This window comes from Ensifer canadensis (assembly GCF_017488845.2).
Lineage (GTDB): Bacteria > Pseudomonadota > Alphaproteobacteria > Rhizobiales > Rhizobiaceae > Ensifer > Ensifer canadensis.
Genome location: NZ_CP083374.1, coordinates 893,486 through 914,530, shown reverse-complemented (window position 1 = coordinate 914,530; position 21,045 = coordinate 893,486). Strand labels below are relative to the sequence as shown.

At 56.2% G+C, this 21,045-nt stretch carries 17 protein-coding genes; 5 read left to right on the top strand and 12 right to left on the bottom strand.

The annotated features are described in order from the left end of the window. Positions 1–74: 74 nt before the first annotated feature. The gene (locus J3R84_RS37610) at positions 75–1,415 is read left to right on the top strand and encodes a lipopolysaccharide biosynthesis protein (RefSeq protein ID WP_225968645.1); all 1,341 of its coding nucleotides are present in this window, start codon (positions 75–77) and stop codon (positions 1,413–1,415) included. A gap of 10 nt (positions 1,416–1,425) precedes the next feature. On the opposite strand, the gene J3R84_RS37605 is transcribed toward J3R84_RS37610, so the two are convergent. The 11 genes from J3R84_RS37605 to J3R84_RS37555 form a co-directional block, all read right to left on the bottom strand. Continuing rightward, positions 1,426–2,844, bottom strand: a complete 1,419-nt coding sequence (locus J3R84_RS37605; RefSeq protein WP_203529085.1) for a pectate lyase family protein — start codon at positions 2,842–2,844, stop codon at positions 1,426–1,428. Positions 2,845–3,107: 263 nt separating this feature from the next. Beyond that, positions 3,108–3,317 (bottom strand): tautomerase family protein, encoded by a 210-nt coding sequence (locus J3R84_RS37600; protein ID WP_057207732.1) that lies wholly within the window; start codon positions 3,315–3,317, stop codon positions 3,108–3,110. Between the two features lie 324 nt (positions 3,318–3,641). Further along, positions 3,642–4,616 (bottom strand): sulfotransferase family protein, encoded by a 975-nt coding sequence (locus J3R84_RS37595; protein WP_057224204.1) that lies wholly within the window; start codon positions 4,614–4,616, stop codon positions 3,642–3,644. Next, complete coding sequence (locus J3R84_RS37590) at positions 4,594–5,739, bottom strand: glycosyltransferase family 4 protein (RefSeq protein WP_203529083.1); 1,146 nt, start codon at positions 5,737–5,739, stop codon at positions 4,594–4,596. The genes J3R84_RS37595 and J3R84_RS37590 overlap by 23 nt, the downstream gene beginning before the upstream one ends. Before the next feature lie 203 nt (positions 5,740–5,942). Further along, complete coding sequence (locus J3R84_RS37585; RefSeq protein ID WP_203529081.1) at positions 5,943–7,775, bottom strand: carbamoyltransferase family protein; 1,833 nt, start codon at positions 7,773–7,775, stop codon at positions 5,943–5,945. A gap of 14 nt (positions 7,776–7,789) precedes the next feature. Then, complete coding sequence (locus J3R84_RS37580; RefSeq protein WP_156612953.1) at positions 7,790–7,939, bottom strand: DUF5989 family protein; 150 nt, start codon at positions 7,937–7,939, stop codon at positions 7,790–7,792. A 47-nt stretch (positions 7,940–7,986) separates the two neighbouring features. Beyond that, positions 7,987–8,418, bottom strand: coding sequence for a hypothetical protein (locus tag J3R84_RS37575; RefSeq protein ID WP_057224198.1), 432 nt, complete (start codon positions 8,416–8,418; stop codon positions 7,987–7,989). Between the two features lie 157 nt (positions 8,419–8,575). Further along, the gene (locus J3R84_RS37570) at positions 8,576–9,907 is read right to left on the bottom strand and encodes an SGNH/GDSL hydrolase family protein (protein WP_057224196.1); all 1,332 of its coding nucleotides are present in this window, start codon (positions 9,905–9,907) and stop codon (positions 8,576–8,578) included. 66 nt (positions 9,908–9,973) lie between these two features. Further along, on the bottom strand, positions 9,974–10,663 hold the full coding sequence (locus tag J3R84_RS37565) for a response regulator (protein WP_063991828.1): 690 nt from the start codon (positions 10,661–10,663) through the stop codon (positions 9,974–9,976). Continuing rightward, complete coding sequence (locus J3R84_RS37560; RefSeq protein WP_225906448.1) at positions 10,624–12,408, bottom strand: sensor histidine kinase; 1,785 nt, start codon at positions 12,406–12,408, stop codon at positions 10,624–10,626. Before J3R84_RS37560 ends, J3R84_RS37565 begins: the two co-directional genes overlap by 40 nt. 342 nt (positions 12,409–12,750) lie before the next feature. Next, entirely contained in the window at positions 12,751–13,188 is a 438-nt protein-coding gene (locus J3R84_RS37555) for a hypothetical protein (protein ID WP_156612952.1), read from the bottom strand. A gap of 981 nt (positions 13,189–14,169) precedes the next feature. On the opposite strand from J3R84_RS37555, the gene J3R84_RS37550 reads away from it, so the two are divergent. Then, a complete protein-coding gene (locus J3R84_RS37550) occupies positions 14,170–15,150 on the top strand; it encodes a glycosyltransferase family 4 protein (protein ID WP_203529079.1) in 981 nt (326 codons plus the stop codon). 22 nt (positions 15,151–15,172) lie between these two features. Further along, positions 15,173–16,027, top strand: a complete 855-nt coding sequence (locus J3R84_RS37545) for a sulfotransferase family protein (protein ID WP_057224190.1) — start codon at positions 15,173–15,175, stop codon at positions 16,025–16,027. Positions 16,028–16,043: 16 nt separating this feature from the next. Here the strand turns inward: J3R84_RS37545 and J3R84_RS37540 are convergent, their stop codons facing one another. Further along, positions 16,044–18,317, bottom strand: coding sequence for a GumC family protein (locus J3R84_RS37540; RefSeq protein ID WP_057224188.1), 2,274 nt, complete (start codon positions 18,315–18,317; stop codon positions 16,044–16,046). A 209-nt stretch (positions 18,318–18,526) separates the two neighbouring features. Here J3R84_RS37540 and J3R84_RS37535 point away from each other — a divergent pair, with 209 nt between their 5' ends. Further along, positions 18,527–19,855 (top strand): O-antigen ligase family protein, encoded by a 1,329-nt coding sequence (locus J3R84_RS37535; protein ID WP_082555560.1) that lies wholly within the window; start codon positions 18,527–18,529, stop codon positions 19,853–19,855. Between the two features lie 92 nt (positions 19,856–19,947). Then, positions 19,948–20,910, top strand: a complete 963-nt coding sequence (locus J3R84_RS37530) for a class I SAM-dependent methyltransferase (RefSeq protein ID WP_057220978.1) — start codon at positions 19,948–19,950, stop codon at positions 20,908–20,910. Positions 20,911–21,045: the final 135 nt, after the last annotated feature.

Below are 21,045 nucleotides of genomic sequence, written 5' to 3'. Positions count from 1 at the left end.
GGATTACCCCGAAAGAGCTACCTAGACTGTCCCTTCTCTCGCCGGCGCCCCCGGCATGATCTTCTGGAACGCGCGTGACGATCCGCAAGAAACTACGACGCGCCGTGAAGGCGTTCGGCGACATCGCGAGGCGGGAAAAAAGCCTTAAGGAGAGGCTGCAGGCGGTCGCTCATCTGATGACGGGCAATTTCCTCGGCTCGATCATTGGGCTCGCCGGTTTTGCCTTGACCGCACGCGCACTCGGTCCGGCCGACTATGGCATGTTAGCGCTGTGCTTCGCATACATAAGGGCGGTCGAGCGGCTGGTCAGCTTTCAGTCCTGGCAGCCGCTCATTAAGTTCGGGAGCGAGGCAAAAGAGGCCGGGCGTAACGACGATCTGCGCGCCATCTTGAAGTTTGGACTCCTTCTCGATGTCGCGGCCGCGATCGCCGGTTGCCTGATCGCAATCTTGCTGGTTCTTCTCGCCGCACCCTTCTTCGACCTCTCGGAGCCGGTGAAAGAACTGGTCCTCGTTTACTGCTTCGTCTTGCCTTTTCAGCTTTCCGGCATGCCGACAGCGGTCCTCAGGCTTTTTGGCAGGTTCACCTCCCTAGCCTACGGCCAGGTAATTTCGAGCCTCTTGCGCGTCATCCTCTGTTTTCTCGGCTACATAACCGGTGCTGGGCTGTTCGAATTCGCATTGATCTGGATGGCAGCGCAGATCCTGAGCGCCATTTCGCTGGTTACTTTTTCCTTAGTTGCCCTCAAGCGCGAAGGCTTGCTTCACGGTCTGGCGTCGGCGTCAATGGCACAGCTTCGGACCCGCTTTCCCGGCCTATGGAAATTCGCGATATCGGCGAATGTCTCGCTGACCATTCGCGCAAGCGCCAACGAACTTGACACATTGCTGGTCGGCTACCTCGCCGACCCGGCTTCAGCAGGGCTGTTTCACATCGCCAAGCGCGTCGGTCGCCTGGCGCAACAAGCAGGCAGCCAGGTCCAGACGGTGCTCTATCCTGAACTCGCTCGCGCATGGGCCGCGGGCGCGAGCGCCGAATTCCGGCGCGCCGTATCCCAGACGCAGTGGTTGCTCCTTGCATTCGGCGTCGCGATGATAGGTGCATTCTACGTCTCGATCGAGCCGCTGCTGAAATGGACAGCCGGACCGCAATTCGTCGGCGCCGCGCCACTGGTGATTGTCCAGTCGATTGCCGTAACACTAACCCTCGTCGGTGCCGTCTTCCGCTCGGCACTGTTGGCGATAGGAGAGGAACACAGAGTCCTCACGAGCGTGTTGATTTCGGTCGTGGGCTTTTACGTGACGGCGTTGATCTTCATTCCGCAGATTGGCGCCATGGGCGCCAATGTTGCCCATATCGTCATGTCAGTCGTGTGGCTGGCGATGATGTATGTGGCTTATCGCCGGCTCATCTAGTCGAACATCTTCAGTCTGTGGGATAGCGTCCGGCGATGCGCTCTTCAGAAAGCCACTGCATGAAGTCGTCGAAGTTCGACCACCCGTTACCGTCGCCGTCGACCCAAGGGTCATTGCTGACCGCTGCGGCACCAAACTGCGGCTCGATCGCGTCGGCCATGCCGTCAACATCGGAATCGAGATAAGGCTCGCCATTGGCGATTTCCGGCAGGGCACCCGGCACGCTGACCATCTTGCCGCCGCCCTTTTGCCCGATGGGCCCGATTTCGGCGATCACCCGTGTATCAACGCCATCACGCGGGAAGGCGCCCGCGGTCGCCGTGACGGAGGCATAGACCGCCTCGGCCGGCTCGGGATTAGCAATCGCCAACGGACAAGGCGGCTTGTCGACGACGAAGCCGAGCGTGTCGGGCGCGATCGCGACGATCGATTTTTTTCCAAAACTCCAGGTAACATTGCCGCTTTGGTAGAGCTTCGGGTTGTCGACACTGGCCGTGTCGTTCCAGTTCATCGCATAGGTGACTTCGTTGGTACTCGGGCCTGCCTTGAAGTAGTTACCGACAAAGGAGATCGGCGTCCCCCCGGGAAATTGCGAGAATATTTCGCCCCACTCGGACGCTGCGTTAAAGAAGAGATTGTTGACGATCTCGATGCATGAGCCGCCATAGTGGTTATTGTCCGGGTTCCTGTCCCTGTTGGAAACACAAGCATTTTTCCAGAAGCTGATGTTTTGTGGGCCCCGCGGATCCGAGCCGAGAAGCGCGCATTTGCTGTGCTTGTTCAGGCCTTCGGCAAACAGGGAATTGGCAACGGTTAGATCCGTCGTGGTGGCATAGGCGTTGAAGTTCTCATCCGTCGCCCAGGACGTCGACACGTGATCGACATAAACCAGCCGACTGTCCTCGATCGTCACGCCATCAACATTCGGTATCGAATTGGAAAACTGCGGCCGCATCCGCAGATGACGGATGATGACGTTGACTGATCCCTTGACGACGAAGGGCGTGTGTAGACCCTCGCTGTTTGTCTGGTCGATAGTCAGCAGGATGCCGCCACCCGGTGCCGTCTGGCCGAGAATGGACAGATTGGCGTTCTGGTCCCGCACAACCAATGAACTTTTCAGCGTGATGGTTCCGCCGACCTTGAACACGCAATTGCGCGGGCCACTGAGATCGATGCAGGCGCGCAGGCTACCGGGGCCAGCGTCGTTGAGGTTGGTGACCGGGATGATCGCCCCGCCCCTTCCTCCCGTTGCCATCTTTCCGTAGCCCTCAGCGCCCGGGAATGCCGGCTGTTCCTGTGCCAGGGACAGTCCCGCCGCCGACGTCAGCGCAAGGAAAGCGCCGGCGACCGCACTGCCCCAACGAAAGAAAGACAGGCGAAACAACAAACAATTCGAACTCGAAACCGCCTTCGCTGCGTCTGTCATGTGAAATCTCCTGCTAAGGCTCCACATCGGTTCGCCGGGACAAGAAGGCTGGGCGAACGATAGTGGTTTTAACTCAAGTCAACGAAGGGCACCAGCCTACCCTCGAACTCGCTTTCGCAGCGTGCAAGAGTTTCACGATTTTTTCCATGAACACTGGATCTGGCGCATAGGTGCGCACTGCGCCGTGAATTTGACCCAACAATCGGAGTTATGCCGCCACCCGGCCGCGTAAATGCCTGCAGTTGGCCCAAAGGGGCAACGGGCTAGTCCGTCTTTGCCTGTTGCCACAAGTCGGTCAGCGTGACGCCTTTCCTGCCCCAATTATCGGTATCTATTTCATCGATCACGACAAAGACATATTCGGGATTGCGGCCCAACTCTTCGACAAGAACCTCTGTCATCCTTCGGATGACAGCGCGCTTCTGATCGACGCTGGCGATCCCTTTTGCGATCTCAACTTTTACGTAAGGCAACGGCTAACCTCCGTGTTTCCAGATCGACTCTTGTCTCAAAAGGGGCCTCTTATGATGACTGGTCTTGGCGCATGGTTGCCATCCCCGTCCTGTCCTCCATCACTCGGCACTGCAATAGGCAGCTCGGTCAAGGTGTAAGCAGACACCGCTTACGAAAAACCTACGCCACAGTATCCTACACTCTCCGAAACTATCCCTCCCCTGTCACTCCCGGATTATCATGTTACAAGCCCGTCGATGTTGTAGAAACAGGATGCTCATAGAAGGTGGGCAGAGGTTGTCCGTCGATTGGGACGGCATTCAATGTTGGATTACAAACGGTGATCAGACCGCATAACCGAATTTTCCAAGATCCAAGCCAGTTAGCTCCATAACACGGCAGTTGCTATCACGATAATGGCCGGCAACGAATGCGCGTATGTTGCGGTCAATTTTCCTGTTTAGCCGTTCGTCAAATGATTGCGGAGTTAGGCGTTCGAAGACCGGCTTCATTCGTGCGAAACGCCGCGCGAAGCGGGGGATTTGAACTATCCCGCCGCGGCTGAGTTCGTTGTTGCTCATGAGACGGTTTGCAAAGCGTTGAACGAACTGCATCGTGACTGGACGCCTGCTGTTAGTGACGACCTTTGCGATCGAGGCGGGAGGCGGCATTTCCATGAACTGGCTGATTTGCCCCACGAAGCTTTCCAAGTCCCGCACCATCATCTCGAAAGGTAGCACTAGAACGCTGCCAAAGAGATCCTGATAGTGCCGGATCAGTCGGTCGAACTCGTAGACTTCGAGACGGAACCCAGGCATGCGTCCTAATTGTGGTTCAGGCGTCTCAAGAAACCGCTGGAGCGAGAGATCCCCGCCGTCGGTAATGTACTGGCTATATATCGATCTGATCAGCGATACCTGCTCTCGCACCACGATCAGAATTCTTGCCGCGGGGAACGTACGCACGAGCCGGTCCGCAATGAGCATGCGATCATAACCGCCGCTTGGCGGATATCCGGAGAGCCGTTCGTGGCTAAGGACGAAGCGCAGGCCATTGTCGCGCGCGGTGTCGATATAGGGTAAGTAAAGGCTTCGGCACACAAAGGGGTCGAAGACGAAATTGTCGGGGAACGCGATGTCTTTCACAATGCGCGTTCTCGACCCGCCTATGTTGCTGGAGTAGCCATTGATGGGCTGGAAGCAATGGTCCTGAAGGTAGGTCGATCCGGTCTTGTGATAGCCGATATGGATAAGTATGTCGGCGAAATCTGCGTCCGCGGGTGCGGTTCCTCCGCTGTCATTCACCCGATCGAAGTTCATCTCGCCCCCTTCTCAGCGGGCGCTTTGGGCTCCGCCGGTTGGCTGCAGTCACCTGCCTGATGCAGGAATCCCATTTTGCCATGATGGTTTCGGTCGAAAAGCGGAGGACGGTTTGATAGCCGGCTTCCGCAAAGCTTCCGCGCAGGCTTTCGTCCAGCATCAAGAGCTTCAATGCTGCCGCTAAACTGTCGACGTCGTCGACGGGAACAAGAAGACCTGACACCCCGTCCTCAATGATCTCCGCCGGACCAAAGTCGCACCGTGTGGAAATAACCGCCAGCCCTGCCGCCATCGCCTCCATCAGAACGTTGGGAAATCCTTCATAACGCGAACTGAGAACGAATAGGGCGGCGTCATCAATCCAGGAGCCGGCCTTTGCCGTCACCCCTGCGAGCGAGATTCTGTCCTGCATGTGCCGAGCCCGGATCCTCTCTTGCAATTGATGCCGGTCTGGACCTTCGCCGTAAATCGTCAGGCACCATTCGGGAACCTCCGCACAGACATTGGCAAAGGCTTCAATAAGCGTATCAAAGCCCTTCTGATCCACCAGCCGCCCAACTGCCACGACACGTAAAGCTCTACGGGTAGGTTTACGGATACGGTTTCGGTCACAAGGATTACCGATGACGACCGCCTTTGTCCTCAGCGATGTGGGCAGGGTCTTGGAAATGGCCTCCGTTTGCATGATCAAGCGGTGAGCTTGGCTCAGTACCAAAGGTTCGATCATGTTCCAGAGAAAATGCTTGGGTTGAGCACCGGGATTGTTGCGTTCCGAAACGAGCACCGGAATGCCTAGGCCGCGCGTGGAAAGCAGGGAGACAATGTTGATCTTCGTCAGAAACGAAAGCACGACATCCGGGCGAAGCTTCCGGAGTTCTGCACGAAGGCGTAAAATCCGATTGACGGTTTTGATAGAGCTCCTTGAAAACGGGCCCTCTCGGGCGTCCGGCAATCGGTGGACAGTCACGCCGCTTGGCAAGGAAAAGTAAATGTCATCCTCATCGGAGCTGAAGGCGAAGACATGCACTTCATCGCCGCGCGCGTGGCGGTCTTTCACGATGAGGCTGACGACCCGTTCCGTTCCTCCGGCGCCCAGGCCTGCTTCAACTAACGCAAGTCGCATGCTTCCTCACAATCGCACAGTGCTACCGTCGGTTTTGCTCGGCTGGGAATGATCGGGGCGTTCTTAAATTTTGGCGTACTGCCAGCTTGATCAAGGCTCTCCCAATTCTCCACCGTTGCCTCAGAAGCGAGACGAGCGCGGGGCACCAATTTTCATCCAAAAGGCCCTATGCCTGTTTCAGCGCGGCAATGTGAACCAAGGTATTAGTCTAGTTCAAAGTGCTCCTTGTAGTCCTGCTTGAGGCGGTCGGGCTGATCTTCCTTTCGAAGGACACAGTTTCCAATGACAAGCCGTTCTATCTCGGTGCCCATGAAGCAGTGGAAAGCGTCTTCTGGAGTACAGACGATCGGTTCGCCACGCACATTGAAGCTCGTATTGACGAGAACCGGGCAGCCGGTGCGCGCCTTAAAGGCAGTCAGCAAGTCCCAGTAACGGGGATTGGTCTCTCTATGCACCGTCTGCACTCGGGCCGAATAATCGACGTGAGTAACAGCTGGGATCTCCGATCGTGAGACGTTCAGGCGGTCGATGCCGAATAATTCCTGCTCATCAGTGTTCGGTTGATGTCTTCGACTTTCCAATACGTCGCCAACGAGCAACATGTAGGGACTGTCAACATCGATATCGAACCAGTCCGATACATCCTCGCGCCTGACAGAGGGCGCGAAGGGGCGAAAGCTCTCGCGATATTTAACCTTGAGATTTAGCGTTCTCTGCATGGTAGGCGACCGCGGGTCGCCCAATATGGATCTCGCCCCGAGCGCGCGGGGTCCGAATTCCATGCGCCCTTGCATCCATCCCACAGCCTTCTCCTGAACAAGAGCATCGACGGTGCTCTCGGTAACCTCGCTGTCTGAAAGAACGCCGTAGATGGCTCCGGCGGCTGCAAGGCGCTGTTCGATCTCTTTTTGGCCGTAGGCGGGGCCAAGATAGGCGCCCTCCATGCTATCGCGACCATTGACCTTCCGACCATTGCCGAGGAAGCCGTGCCAAACAGTAAGGGCCGCGCCAAGAGCACCTCCGGCGTCGCCGGCTGCCGGCTGGATCCAGATATTCTCAAATATGCCCGCCTTAAGGAGCTTACCGTTTGCGACGCAGTTCAGCGCGACACCACCGGCAAGGCACAGGTTTCTTTCGCCCGTCTCAATCTGCGCAAAGCGTGCGAGCCTCAGAACTACCTCTTCGGTCACTGCTTGGACGGATGCTGCTAGGTCCATTTCGCGCTGGGTTAAGACGGATTCCGGCTTTCGTGGTTCGGCTCCAAAGAGACGATGGAAGGCCGGGGAAGTCATTGTAAGGCCAGTGCAGTAGTCGAAATACTGTTGATCAAGGCGAAACGAGCCATCCTCTTTCAAATCGATCAGATGATCTAGAATAGTTTGGGCGAAACGCGGCTGCCCGTAAGGCGCCAAGCCCATAAGTTTGTATTCGCCTGAGTTTACCTTGAATCCCGTGTAATAGGTGAAAGCGGAATAGAGTAGGCCCAGAGAATGGGGAAAGTGTATCTCCTTGAAAATGGCGAGGCGATCAGCGGTACCATGCCCTATTGATGTGGTGCACCATTCGCCCACGCCGTCCATGGTCAGCACGGCTGCACTCGAAAAAGGAGACGGAAAGTAAGAGCTCGCTGCATGCGCCATATGGTGCTCGGTGAACAGGAGCGAGCCACTCCACTCTTTCGAACCAGCCAGTTTTCCGAGCTTCTGCCGCAGTATTTTCTTTTGAAACAATTTCTCCTTGATCCATATCGGCATCGCAGTCTTGAACGAGAGAAAGCCTCTCGGGATCGTTGTGAGATAAGTTTCAAGCAATCGCTCGAACTTCAAGAATGGCTTTTCGTAAAAGACCACGTGGTCGATTTCGCTCATGCCGCAGCCTGCCTCGGCAAGGCAGTACTCAACCGCCCTCATTGGAAAGGACGCATCGTGCTTCCTGCGGGTGAAGCGCTCTTCCTGCGCTGCAGCGACGATACGTCCGTCCTCGACTAAGGCCGCCGCACTGTCATGATAGAAGGCGGAGATTCCAAGAACTCGCACTCACCCTCTCCGCGTCAGAACAGAGTGTAGATAAAGGGAGCAACCGCGGTGCCCTGGGTCAGGACCAAAAGAGCTCCAAAGACCGTGACCATGATAAAGACGGGCAGCAGCCAAAACTTCTTGCGGACGCTCATATAGTGGAAAAGCTCGCGTACCATTTCCATGTTTCGGTCCTTCTTCGACGTTCGATCACAGCAAAAAAACCGCGTCGTCAGAACTGATTTCGCATTGTGGACGGCTCCGCCTCTTCTATTGGATGGTTGACCCAATAGGTGACCGCCGCCCGGTCAAATTTCAGTGCGAGAGGGTCGTAACCTCGCATTCTCAGGAGCAACCCGATTGGCACGAACGTTGTCACATAAATGATGAGCATCACGACGGGATTGACGACCTTGAACAGGAGCAGGCCGAGCTTGCTCCAAATCTCATTGGGAAGTGTGAGAGAGGCCGGGTAAATAAGAGCCAGCAAGACCAGAAGGCCACCGACGCTCGCAAAGCCCAACATGGCGGGTGTCATTGTTCCGGTGATTATCCATCTCACCACAACAAGGCAAAGGAGAATACCGCCCACCGTGTAACCAAAATTACGATTCGATGGTCCTTCCGGAATATCCTCGATTAATTGCTCGTGCGATTCGCTCACTGTTTCTTGCCCAGAAAGTACGGAACAGAAGACGGTAACGGCGTAGCTCGATTATGGTTTCATACGTCTGGCGGGGATTCAACAGGTGTGCAAAGTCTCGGTCAATATGCCAAAGGATATAGACGTCGCCCACATTGCTTCTCGCAGTTGCGCGCAGTCACCTCATATTCGTTACCATCCTGGACGACCTATCGACGGTTTCCAAATGTCGGCTGATGACATCAGCGGCAAAGGCTGCCCCCTCGCGGCTGAAATGGCTGTCCGGGGCATACATGCGCGCCGGGTCAGGTTGGCCCTCTAGCGCCTCGCGAAGATCAATGACCTCGATTCCTTCGGCCGCCGCGGCATTGGTCACGATTGTGCGGAGCTGATCGTATACGCGGTCTGTAGAAAATGGGCCGACGAAGCGGTCGACCCGCGGCACATATACAAGGGTGAACCTGCCGCCCCATGAGGCGGTTATTGTTTTAGCTCGGTGCAAGGTCTCCCTGAATTCCGGCATTTCACGAGCAGCCTTCGGGTAAATCAATCCGAGCCTGGTAAAAGTTTGCTGCAGAGCCAGGAAGTTTCGAAGCATCGCTGTTCTTGTCAGGATATCAATGTAGTTGATGGGCTCGCTGTTGTTCCGGTTCAAAATGACTCTGGCCTGAAGCGATGCCGGCTGTGCGGTTGACTGTGTGCCAAAGTGGGCGGTTGGCGAAAGCGCATCGCGCAGCCAAGGTTTGCCTAGCTCATTCTCGAAATTCTCCCAGTCATTGCCCTCGAAGAAAACCATCGCCACGTGGCGTGGTCGAAGGAGTGGCCCAAAGCGGCCCAGCGTCGCGAGCTCAAGCAAAGGGCCGTTGCCGCGAATTCCCGCGCCCGCCGTTGCAAAACCGCTGGCCCTTAGACGCGACGCAAGATCCTGGCCTGGCGGGAGGCAAAATCCCTCGACGAAGGAATCACCCAAAAGCATCAGGTCCATTGGTAGGTCGTAAACATCGTCCGGATTGTTGAAGCCATAGCGGTCCGCAGTGTACTTTATGATTTGATTGTCAGGTGTACACAGGACGACGCTGGTATTTGGGAAGCCCGACAAAAGTGCTGTCGATAGCTTTTGTGTTTGCAAAAAACGGTTCAGACTGCCTAGGGCGAAGCCTCGTACGATGTTCTTGTCCTGCTCAACTGTTTCAGCCTGAGCAGGGTTGAGTTGACCCAGCATAGCCAGTCGCACCGAGATCGATTGGAAGGCGAGAAACGCCTCAAATGCGAAAAGGGCCATGAGAACGCTCAGACCGTAAACGCCAACAGCCATTGCAAAAGACGGTTTGGCCAAAAAACCTATTCCCAGGAAGGCGATGCCAAGCAGGCCGGGGATGGCAACATAGCGTAAGAAAAGTGGAACATCCGAGGCAAAATCCCGGAAATTTAGAAGCGCATATGCGGGGCTCACCAGGAGATAAACTGCAATGAGCACGCAGATTAATATGCCAAGGTTTCGCTTGATCACAACGTTTCCGCTTTCTCGCCTTTGCGCTTCAATGCTCGCTTCATGCAAACCGCGCTTCACGTCTTCCTAAGATCGGGTCTCGTTCGTCATCCATTGCCGTTTCGCCAGGTTTGCGAGCTCCACCCGCGTTGAAATACCAAGTTTGCCGTAGATGCTGTGAAGATGAAGCTTGACTGTGCCGGGAGAAATCCCAAGCTCGTCCCCTATCGCCCTGCTACGCAATCCGTCGGCGGCAAGGCGCGAAACCTCAACTTCACGCGGTGTCAACGCCTGCAGCAGGACGTTGTATTTGGATTCACGTTCGCGCAGCCGGTCCAGCGCACAGGCCATGTTTCTGTCCATAAAATATGTACCGCCGGTGGCAACGGTCCGCAGGCAGTTGAGGAATATGGTCGGTGCCTGTTCCTTCAGTACAATTCCATTCACGCGATATTGCATTGCTATGGCAAGTTCTTCGTCGCTGATATCCGCGGTAAGGACGACAATTGGCAGATCTGGCCAACGGGTGCGGATGTAATGAATGAACTCGAGTCCGCTCATTCCGGGCATTCGCAAATCAACGACGACGAGATCAATCTGTTCCCGATCGATCGCCTCAATTGCGTCGAACGCACTTCGACATGTGACGACCACCCAAGCATTTTCCGCGGTCTCGATCATGCGGCGCAACCCGTCCAGAACAATCAGGTGATCATCGACAATGACAACGCGCAGGCTCATTGGTGCACCGGCAATCTGATCAAGATCCGTGTCCATTGCGCAACCCTGTCGATCGAAAGCTCTCCACCACGCGCTGCGGCGCGTTCGCGAAGGCTGCGAGGTCCGGTCTTGGTATTCTTCAGCTCCGCATGATCAAACCGTCGCTCAAAGCCGAAGCCTGATCCATCATCATCGACCGTTAACAAGATCGCACCGGCATCCAGCTGTAAGTTGATTTCAAGTGTTCGCGCACCACCGTGACGCACCGCATTGGCAGTCGCTTCGGAAGCCATGCGTATGAGCTCGTAGACCATCGTGGCGGGAAGACGCAGATCTATGGGGCTTAGAGCGAAGCGAATATCAATCGACCATTGCTTGCGCAAACGCCGAGCCAATGCCTCGAATTGCAGTGCTAAATGGGATTCGGCGAAGTTGCGGTATCCTTGGCCTGGTTCGAGCGCGCGGATGAAAGCGCGAAGTTCGCGTTGCTCATCGGCAAGCATGGCTTGGATAGCGGTCACACGCCCGTCGATCTGTTGATGCTCCCCGAGAGTGAACGAACGCAGGGACTGGAGTTGCAACGCCGTTCCGGCCAGAGCTTGAAGTACTCCGTCGTGAAGATCGCGCCCGATCTTGATACGTTCCTCAACAGCCGCTGCATCGCTAAGCCTGCGCATCAAGATAGCCTGCTCGAACAATGCTTTGATCCTGTCGGCGATGACCTCTGCAATGGCCACGTCGTCAAGCGAAAGTGTCGGTGGATCCAAGAGAAAGATGCGTGCCTCAAGATCACCTACTCGAAATGGCGCCGAGACGGCAGAGGCTATCGAAAAATCGCCAGCGAGAGCATGAGAAACGGGAGACACTGCGTCAGCCCATTCGTCGAAATATCCCTCACCCCGGTGGATGAGGATTTGAGAATGGCTGGCGTCTGCGATTAGAAGGCTGGCGCGCTGCAATGGTTCGGCAACCCATGGCCAATAGGCGTCCGGCGGCAATTGCGTGACACTGCAAGCGCCATTCTCGCGAACTGCTACATAGGTCCATGGCTCGTCCGGGTCGCTCCAAATCAGGAACGCGCGGGGCGAGCGCATCACGTGCGCTGCGTATTCAAGAGCGGCACCAGCGGGCCACTCAGGCCCTTCGGGTGTCGCAGGAGTTTTCTCCACCAGGCGCAGCATCTCCGCGCGAACCACTTCCTGGTGAGCCCCGAGCCAGACCAGTAGGACGCCGGCGACAGTCACGAATAGGATGTGTGAGACATCCGTCGTCACGTCAGCAGCGGTTCCGAACGCTACCAGGCAAACAGGAACTGCCATGCAGACGAGTGCGGTCCAAAACGCACCTCGCCAACGCCAATGCAGCGTTGCACTCAGGAGAACGAAGGGCATAAATATGAAGAATGGACTGGAAGCGCCCCCAGTTAGTAGCATGAAAACAACAAAGGTAACGACATCCACCACATGGCGTATCAGGGTGCCGCTAACACGCGAAATCTTGCTTCGCCAAACATGGATTGCGCAGAGGATCGCGTATGCGAGGTAGACCGACAGAAATGGAAGTACAAACTGGGGAGGACGCGGCTGATGCATCGCTCCGAGCCAGGCTATCGAGAGGCTTGCGATCACTGACATGATACGGCCAATAGCAATGACCTTATCCGCACGTGCACGGTGTGTGTTGATCCAGGTCGTTCGACCGCGTGCTGCGTCCGCGTCGCAGGTGTTGCTAAAACCTTGGGGTCGAAGAGGCGAGGCAATGTTGCCCCTAAGTATGAAGTTCCGCCAGGCATTCATACGCATGGCCCGTCTCCAGCGATGACCGAGCTAGGGCCGCCTTACCCTCGCTCGTAAACGGCGCTCAGAATTAAGCTATTGATTGCTATCTGCTCTATACGAGACCGGCCGTTGTTTCCTCTCAGACACTGGATTTGCTGCATTCCAGCCTGAAACGCTTAATTACGTCAGCATAACATACTAAAAAATGAACTTAAACCGAATGATCAATTGCACAGCCTTGCCCGTGCCAACGACCGACTTTTTCAAGGGGCTGGTAGGCCCATTTTCGCCAGCGTCGCCTTCTTGCTCATTTGGGATTCGCAGCAACTGACAATTGTCTTCTTCACAGCAGAATTGAAGTCTGAGTTATGCCGCGGAAATATGATGAAAGCTGTGGTGGTGCCAATCGACGGTTTGTGGTGGGGGAATATGTTCTCGAATAGCTGATAACTCGTCTGTGTCATTCGACTGCGGGGGCAAATCTAAATGGACCAGCTTGGGCGCTGCGCCATAATTTGCAGCGAAGTTGTAAAGAGAATTGCTCGCGAAATATACGATCGAAGCGGAAGTTACCGCTTCGCGCACTCGTTGCTCGTCGCCAATTTTTACGTAAAGCACGCCTGGGATTGACAGGGGCATTGTCCTGACGACCGGATCGAGAACCAAATTAACAGCCTGGTAGGTCACGTTGTTCAGGATAAATACGACGAGACCATACTGGCTTGACCGATAGCCTGCTTCGATCAATTCCGCAGGGACCCGCCCGTTCGATGGCATGATTTCGATGACGCTGCAACCTAACATGGTCAACTCCAGCCCAATCATTCCGACTTGGCAATACCGCCGTACGCAGGACAGTCATCGCACAGCAAATCACCCATCGGATTATCCGCCAGCCATTCAACAAAAGACTGTAACTCGTTCCCCGTTGGCGGAGTATATGTCGTTGGATATATCGGGGGAAATTTCCGATGCGAGCGGGATGCACGGTCGTTGGCGCGGCACATCCGAAACTGGGTGATATCGATGCCCGAATTGAAGAGCTGCGGCGGATCGTTGTTCTCGGCTAGCAAAAATCGGCATTCGAGACGGTGTCAACGTCTACGACCCTGCGTTCGTTTGTGGGACTTGCATTCACAATGCCGCTTGATTGTCACTAGACCGCCCATCAGGTCGAAGCGACGGGGCTGACCCAATGCGATACTTTTGATATCGGTTCCCAGGTTTCTAAATTTTCTGGCTCGATGAGCGCTTTGTGGCCGACGGCGACGATTTCGTCAGGATACTTGCCGAAGGTTGCGGCCCAACTGGCGGGGATTGCTTGAAAACGCAAAACAAGCCGCCGTCGCTGCCTCAACCTACCAATTTCCAGCCCTCAGGGGTGGGTCTGCACATGAAGGCTGGACGGCTGACGATGGTCTTTACTGCGGCGGCGAGCGATCGACAGCCGGCAGTCGGATTGTAATGGATCATCGGAAGAAGCCGCGTTAGATTAGCTCAACCGCAGAAAGGACCGTGGCTCCCAGGGAGAGGCGATCCGGGGAGAAGAATATCCTGAGCGACGTTGACCGTCTCGTAGTGGCCTATCCATTTGTGGGAGATGAAGTCGGCGGCAGCCACATCTCCGCCGTTGGTTTGATCTGTGCGCTCGATCAATCGAAATATAAACCACTTGTCATTCTGCATCAGCCCGGAAAGGCACTTGAAGCCTATCTCGCAGAACGTGGAGTGCCTTTCGTCAAGTCGCCCGAAGTTGCGGTGATGTCGCCTCGCCATTCATATGGCGTGGCCGGCAAGCTCTCGCGCGGTTTTGGATATGCACGAACCACTGCGCTGCTCAGTTCATTCCTTCGTGAACATGAGGTTGATATCGTACATACCAACGACGGCCAGATGCACGCGACCTGGGGCCTGGCGGCTCGCCTTTCCGGCGCGCGGCTGCTTTGGCATCATCGCGGCGATCCCGGTGCCTTCGGCGTTAACGTCATGGCGCCTCTATTGGCAAATCACATTGTTACGGTCTCGCGCTACGTGCAGCCGACGCGGCCGATCCTGCCGGTTTCCCATAAGCTGAGCGTACTGCACAGCCCCTTCGATCACCCAACCATTTTGCCCGATCGGGACGACTGCAGGCGCGAATTCGTCAGGGAACTCGAGCTGCCCGAGGAAACCCGCTTCGTCGGCTATGTGGGTGGCTTGATCGACAGGAAGCGCCCGGTCAGGTTTGTCGAGGTCATCCACGCTTTCCTCCAGCGCTTTCCGGATTTCCCGCTGGTTGGTCTCGTCTTCGGCATCCCATCACCGGACCTTCCGAACCCGGAACCGGAGATGCGAGCGCGCGCGCTGGAACTTGGAGTCGAGCGGCGTATCAAAACGATGGGCTTTCGCGCGCCGGTCGCGCCTTGCATGAGTGCGCTCGACGCATTGCTGGTACCGGCCATCAACGAACCATTCGGGCGGACGTTGATTGAAGCCATGTTGCTCGCGACCCCTGTGATTGCGACCCGCCACGGCGGCAACATCGAGGCAATCGTCGACGGTGTGACTGGTTTCCTCGTTGAGCCTGAAAAGCCGGAGGCCTTCGTCGATCCGCTGGCGAGACTGCTGATGAACGCCGGGGAACATCGCCGCATCAGTTCGGCGGCTCGTGAAAACGCTTTGACGAAATATGGCACCGAGGCTCATGTCAAAGGCATCAGCCTGCTTTATGAGCGCATCGTTGGACGCGAGTACCGGAGCTTTGGAGTAAGAAGGACAGCACCCTGAGTTTGGCCTTGAGGAGCAGACGATGGAAATGGGCGATATCAACTTCCTGATCATTGGCGCAACGAAGAGCGCCACCACCTGGTTGCAACAATCGCTGCAATTGGATCCACGTGTCCATATGCCGGATCCGGAGATCCATTATTTCAGTCGCTACCACGATCGCGGAGATCGTTGGTATCTGGAGAACTTCAAGCCGGCCAGCGAGGGCCTTATCATCGGTGAAAAGTCGAACTCCTACCTTGATACCCCTGCCGCCGCGGCGCGTATCCACCACAGTCTGCCGCACGTCTTGCTGGTGGCACAGCTGAGAAATCCCGTCGAGCGGGCCTATTCTGACTACTGCATGCTCCATCGCCGCGGCGAGGCGACTGGCGACATCGAGCGCTATCTCGATCCGCGCCAGGGTGCGGGCGGCAGGTTCCTCGAGGGTGGGTTGTATTTCCGGCAGTTGCGCCGGTTTCTCGAGTTCTTCCCTCGGGAAAGGCTGCTCGTTCTGTTTTACGAAGACCTCAAGAGGGATGCCGCCGGGCAGGTTCAGGACCTGCGGCACTTTCTCGGCCTTGACGGAAACCCCGCTTTTGAGCCAGTCGCTCAGAGGGTAAAGGACAAGACCAAACCTCTGGTGGACGCCAGATTACGGCAGATACTCAAGCCACTTAAGCCGATCGTTGCGCCCTTGCGTGACACGAAAGGCTTCGAATTTTTGAGATCAATGATCTCGGCAGAGTTCAAGTATGTACCGCTCAACAAGGAATTGACCTCGCGGATGATCGGTTACTATGAGGACGAGACCGACCGCCTTGCAGGTTTGCTTGGCCGCGACTTGGGCGACTGGTTGAAAGCCCCCATGGAAGATATCAAGCGCCGATCGGTGTAGACGGCTCGAACTCGGGTTAGGAGCGCCGTACCTGCAATCCCAAGTTATCCGTTCTCCTCCATGAGTCAAACCTGTTCCGGAGCCAGTCACGCGGCGATTTCCACATCGGCTTTGGCCGATAGATGCCGGCAAAATTTAGGATGCTCCCGATGATCCTCGCGCGGCTTGTCGTTAGTCGCTCGACAAGGTCAAGGAGGTTCTTCTCGTAGGTCCGCTCCGCAGCGGCAACCACAAACACCGCATCGACATGGCTTGCGAGCCAGATCGCGTCGTCATCATTATCGGCCGCAGGCGTATCGACGATGATAAGATCGAAGTGCCTGCGCAGTTCTCCAAAAATACGCTCCTGATCCTGGAGCGTCAGACGCGAGGTGAGAACGTGAACAAAAGGAAAGTCAGGTGCTTGCGCGCTAATTGAGGTCAGATCGGTGGCGCCATCGGCCACAAGATCGAGATTGAATGGCCTTTGCGGCGCTCCGATCATCGTGGTCGCCCCCGTAGGGCCGGGGTCCATGTCCAGGATAACGGAACGCAAACCGTTCAGAGCGGCAACGGTGGCCATGCCCACGGCACAAGTTGTCTTGCCTTCATTGGCTGAAGGAGAGCAGAACATCACGACTTTGGATGCGTCCTGGCTCTTCCAGCCGAGACATAGAGAGCGCATTGAGCGTGCGAATGGTGAGCGTGGGTCGGCGAGAATGGAGCGATATAGCGTTTGATCCGGTTTCAACGTCGCCGTTAGATCGGGGATGGAGAGATAGTTCGGCTGGTTGACGATCGCTTCGAGCGTGCGGGCCGTCCGAACGCGTCCGTCCGCCGCCTCGACCGCCATCGCGCCAACCATGCCCAGCAGTAGCGAAGCCAAGCCGCCAATGGGAATGAGTAAGCCGGGCTTGGGAAACGACGGATCGATCGGAACTTCGGCGAACGACGCAATGCGGGCCGTGGCCTTGATCTCATCCTTCTCCGGATCGAGCGTGCCGAGTCTCAGGACCACTGCATCATAGCGCTTCTGCTCGGTCAGCAGGTCACGCTCCAATTCACGACGGCGAATTTCATCGAGATTTCGGTCCTGCATTTGTTTTTGCAGCCGACCGACTTCCTCCTGGAATTTCTGCACCCTGACGGTTGCGACTTTCGCATCGTTTTCCAGTTCCTGGAGGATGCGATTGATTTCACCTTCGATCACTTGGCGATTCGACGCCAATTCCGCATCGACCTCGACTACCTGGGGGTGGTTCTTGCCAAATTTCGAGGCAAGTTGGGCCCGGCCGCGTTCCAGCCTTCCTTGTTCGGTTCGCAGCGAGCCGAGCAGGTCCGACGTCATAACGCGGCCGGCGGAGTCGATGCCGGTCTTTGAAAGAATGTTCTTGGCCTCATTATACTTCGCCCATGCGCCGGCTTCGTCGACCCTCGCCAGAATGAACTGCTGATTGAGCTGTTCGGTGCGGGCACGCAGAACATCGTCGCGTGGATCGAATGTCAGGTCGCTGCGCATCGTGAAGTCGGCGATCTCGCGTTCCTTCTTGGCTATCGACTGCACTAGATCTTTGGCCTGGGTGCGAAGGGTATCGACAGTCGCATGCGCTGCAAGTTCTTTCATCTGGGTTGACCAAACCACGTAGTCCGCTGCTACGCCATTGGCGATCTCGGCTGCATAAAGCGCCAAGGGATGCTGAACGTAAATTGTCATCGCAAGGCTTTCGCCCTTGCGATCGGCAGAGATGGCAGCGGCGAGTTTTGTGATGACCCGATCACGGTTGACTGGGTCGAGGGTAGTGGGCCGATGAACATTCTGGCCCGCCGTCACGCGCCGCGGTCCTGCCTGCGCTTTGCGTGGAGACCACCGCCATCCCCAAAACGACGATGCGTCTTGCTGAGTGTCTGCTGACAATCTGGCATTGAAGTATGGGTCTTCCATCAAATTCAAGTCGTCAACCACAAAGCCGAGGAATTCGCGAGATTTGATGAGATCCATTTCGGTCTCCATCGCGGACTTGTCACGTTCCTGTTTTTGCAATTCGATGACGGCTTCGTACGGCCGGATATCGTTGCGGTCGAAGACGAGCGTCGAGGAGGCCGTATAGATCTTGGTGAGCGACAGGGTAATAATGGTAGCGAGCAGGGTGCCCGTCAGGGCTGTAATCAAGATGAGCTTGGCGTGGCGCCGGAAGAAGTCGACGATATCCGCAAGTTCATAGGACGAGGTGTCGCGCGAGACCGGCGGTACTGGTCCAAATCGGCGCCCACCCTTCTCATCGGCTTCGTACTCTCGGTCATATAACAGCATGATGGCCTATCCCGAGTCCTCCGTTGGAGCCATTTGCGTCCACGTCGGTCGGTCAACAAGTGATATTAGGCTTCACATTCGCCTATTTACTTGGGAGCAGTTTGGGAACAATGTCAAAGGGAATTTTAGCGGATTCATTTCAAGCATGTGTGCAAATATGTGGCCTGTAGAATAACGAACTCATTTCCCAATGGTTGTGGTCGACGTCAATGACGCACATGACACGAACGTCCGGTGTTCAGCCGATCTCCTCCGACCGACACACCTTTTGGCAAAGGATTGAATTCGCCTGTGCCGTGTGTGCCGTTTTCCTTTCGGCGGTGAATTTCTTGCGCACGAACATGTTCTATTTCACCTTGAGCGACTTGTTGTTTTGCGCCGCTCTTGGGTTGCGTGCGCTTACCGGTGGATTGCCGCTACGGCTGTGGGGGCGGGCATCGGCGACTGTGTGGCTTTGCGGTCTGGTGTTGCTGTGCTCCGGGCTGATGATCAGCAGCCTTCTGTCCACCGCCCCGATACGGGGCATCGTCATCGTCGGGCAATATCTGTTCGCCTATCTGGTTGTTGCCCTTGTTGTTTGCGGGCGCGATCTGGGCACCATGTGGACCTTCGCCAAGGTCTACGTAGCGTCGATCTTCCTCATGTGCTTGCATGGGATTTACCTGATCCATATCGATGGCCAGAAGAACACCGCTTTCGTAAGCGGCAATGGTCGCTTGACGGGATTTGTCGAAAGGGAGAACGAATGCGCGGCCGTAATCGCGCTTGCGATGCCGATGCTTATGTTGCTGGCTTCCAAGGGAAAAGTCGGCAAAGTCTATGCGATCGTCATTGGGGCAACCATGGCCTATGGCATCTTGCTGACGGGTTCGAATACCGGTCTTGCCGGCTTTGCGTTCACTTTCCTCGGGTTCATGGTCCTGAGCGGCAGCTGGAAGTATGTCGTGGTCGGCCTTGCCTGTTTGACACCCTTTGCCATTTGGATTGTGCACTCCGGCCGCGACTACCTGCCGGCGGTCTTTCAAAAACGCGTGCTCGGCGCCTTGGAAACGGGCGATCTAAGCCAGGCTGGAACCTTTGACCATCGCGTCGAATTGATGCATGAGGCCCTTGGTCGAGTGCAGGAGACATTGTGGATCGGTGTCGGCGCCGATCAATACCAAGTCACCAGCGCCATCAGGCAGCCCGTGCACAACCTGTATCTTTTGTTGTCGACCGAAGGCGGAATCATGGCCGCCATAGGTTTTGGTGTTATGATTGCTGCCACGTTTCTCCCGATTGTGCGGACGTATCGCGTGCCGGGAGGTGCAGCTTACGCTGCCTGCGCGCTTGTCAGCGTGTCTATGTTCGCGTTGATGGCTAATGCGTTTCCTCACCTTTATGGGCGGTTCTGGACTGTCCCAATAATCCTTACGCTAGGACTGGCAACAAGCTATTGTCGCGCTGTGGAGAAAAGGAGCATCGGCAATGGAGCGCTACCGCCTGCGCGAATATTGCGGGCCGGACGCCCTAGGTCAGGGTTAGGTCCTATTCGCTAGTTCGTGCGCGGAAACTGTTTGAAGGAACGCAAGTTTCTGTCGCAACGCAAACTGTCAGATGCGGTTCCAGTTGCTGAGGGCGAGGATAAGTGATGCTGGTCGAAGTGGAAGAATGCTTTGAAGCATTGCGTTGCCCGCGCACCGGTTCGAAACTGGCGCGCGTTTCACCCGATGTGCTGAAACCGGTCTGTCCCGAGAACCCCGAGATGTCCTATCGCCTGGTCGACGGCAAGCCGGTTATGATCGATTTTTCGGAATCCGTGTTTAGCGAAGGCGATTTCCTACGCTCGAAGGCGGCAAGCCCCATCGAGCGCAAACAATACGGTCGCTTGACGAGGTTCTTCAAGAAACTGCTCTCGCCGACAAAAAAGAGTACTGTCTCCAACGTCAATCGATTGGTTGATGACCTGCAGACGACCGCGGCCCGCCCGGCCAAGCTTCTTGTCATCGGCGGCGGGAGTATTGGCCAAGGAATGGAACCGCTCTATGAGCATCCGGAGATCAGCGTCTACTCCTTCGACGTCTATGCCTCCCCCCTCACCCAGTTCATAGCCGACGCCCATCAGATTCCCTTGCCGGACGACTTTTTCGACGCAGTGGTCATCCAGGCCGTTCTTGAGCACGTCCTCCAGCCTGCCCAGGTCGTGTCCGAGATCTGGCGCGTCCTGAGCGACAAGGGGCTCGTCTACGCTGAAACGCCCTTCATGCAGCAGGTGCACGAGGGAGCATTCGATTTCACCCGGTTCAGCGAAAGCGGCCATCGATATCTGTTCCGCTGGTTCGAGACGATTTCATCTGGGGCCAATGGTGGCCCCGGCACGCAGTTCATGTGGTCAGTCGACTATCTCGTTCGCAGTGTCTTTCGGTCGGTGATGCTGGGCAAGCTTGCAAAGCTCGCCTTCTTCTGGACGCAATATCTGGATGCGATCATTCCCGCACGCTTTGCGGAGGATGGCGCAAGCGGCGTGTATTTTTATGGTCGGAAAGCGCAGGCGCCGATTTCCCCGAAGGCCATTATCGCCCACTACCAGGGGGCGCAGGGGCGACACGCCTGACCCGACCTACCCTTTTAGGCTAACCCGTTCTCGCTAATTGCCACCGGGGCGGCGCGGACCTTAAATTCGAACATCATTTACGAAACCTGTTTCGGGAAGCCGCTGTGCCGCTTTCCCGACGACAATTGATTTGCG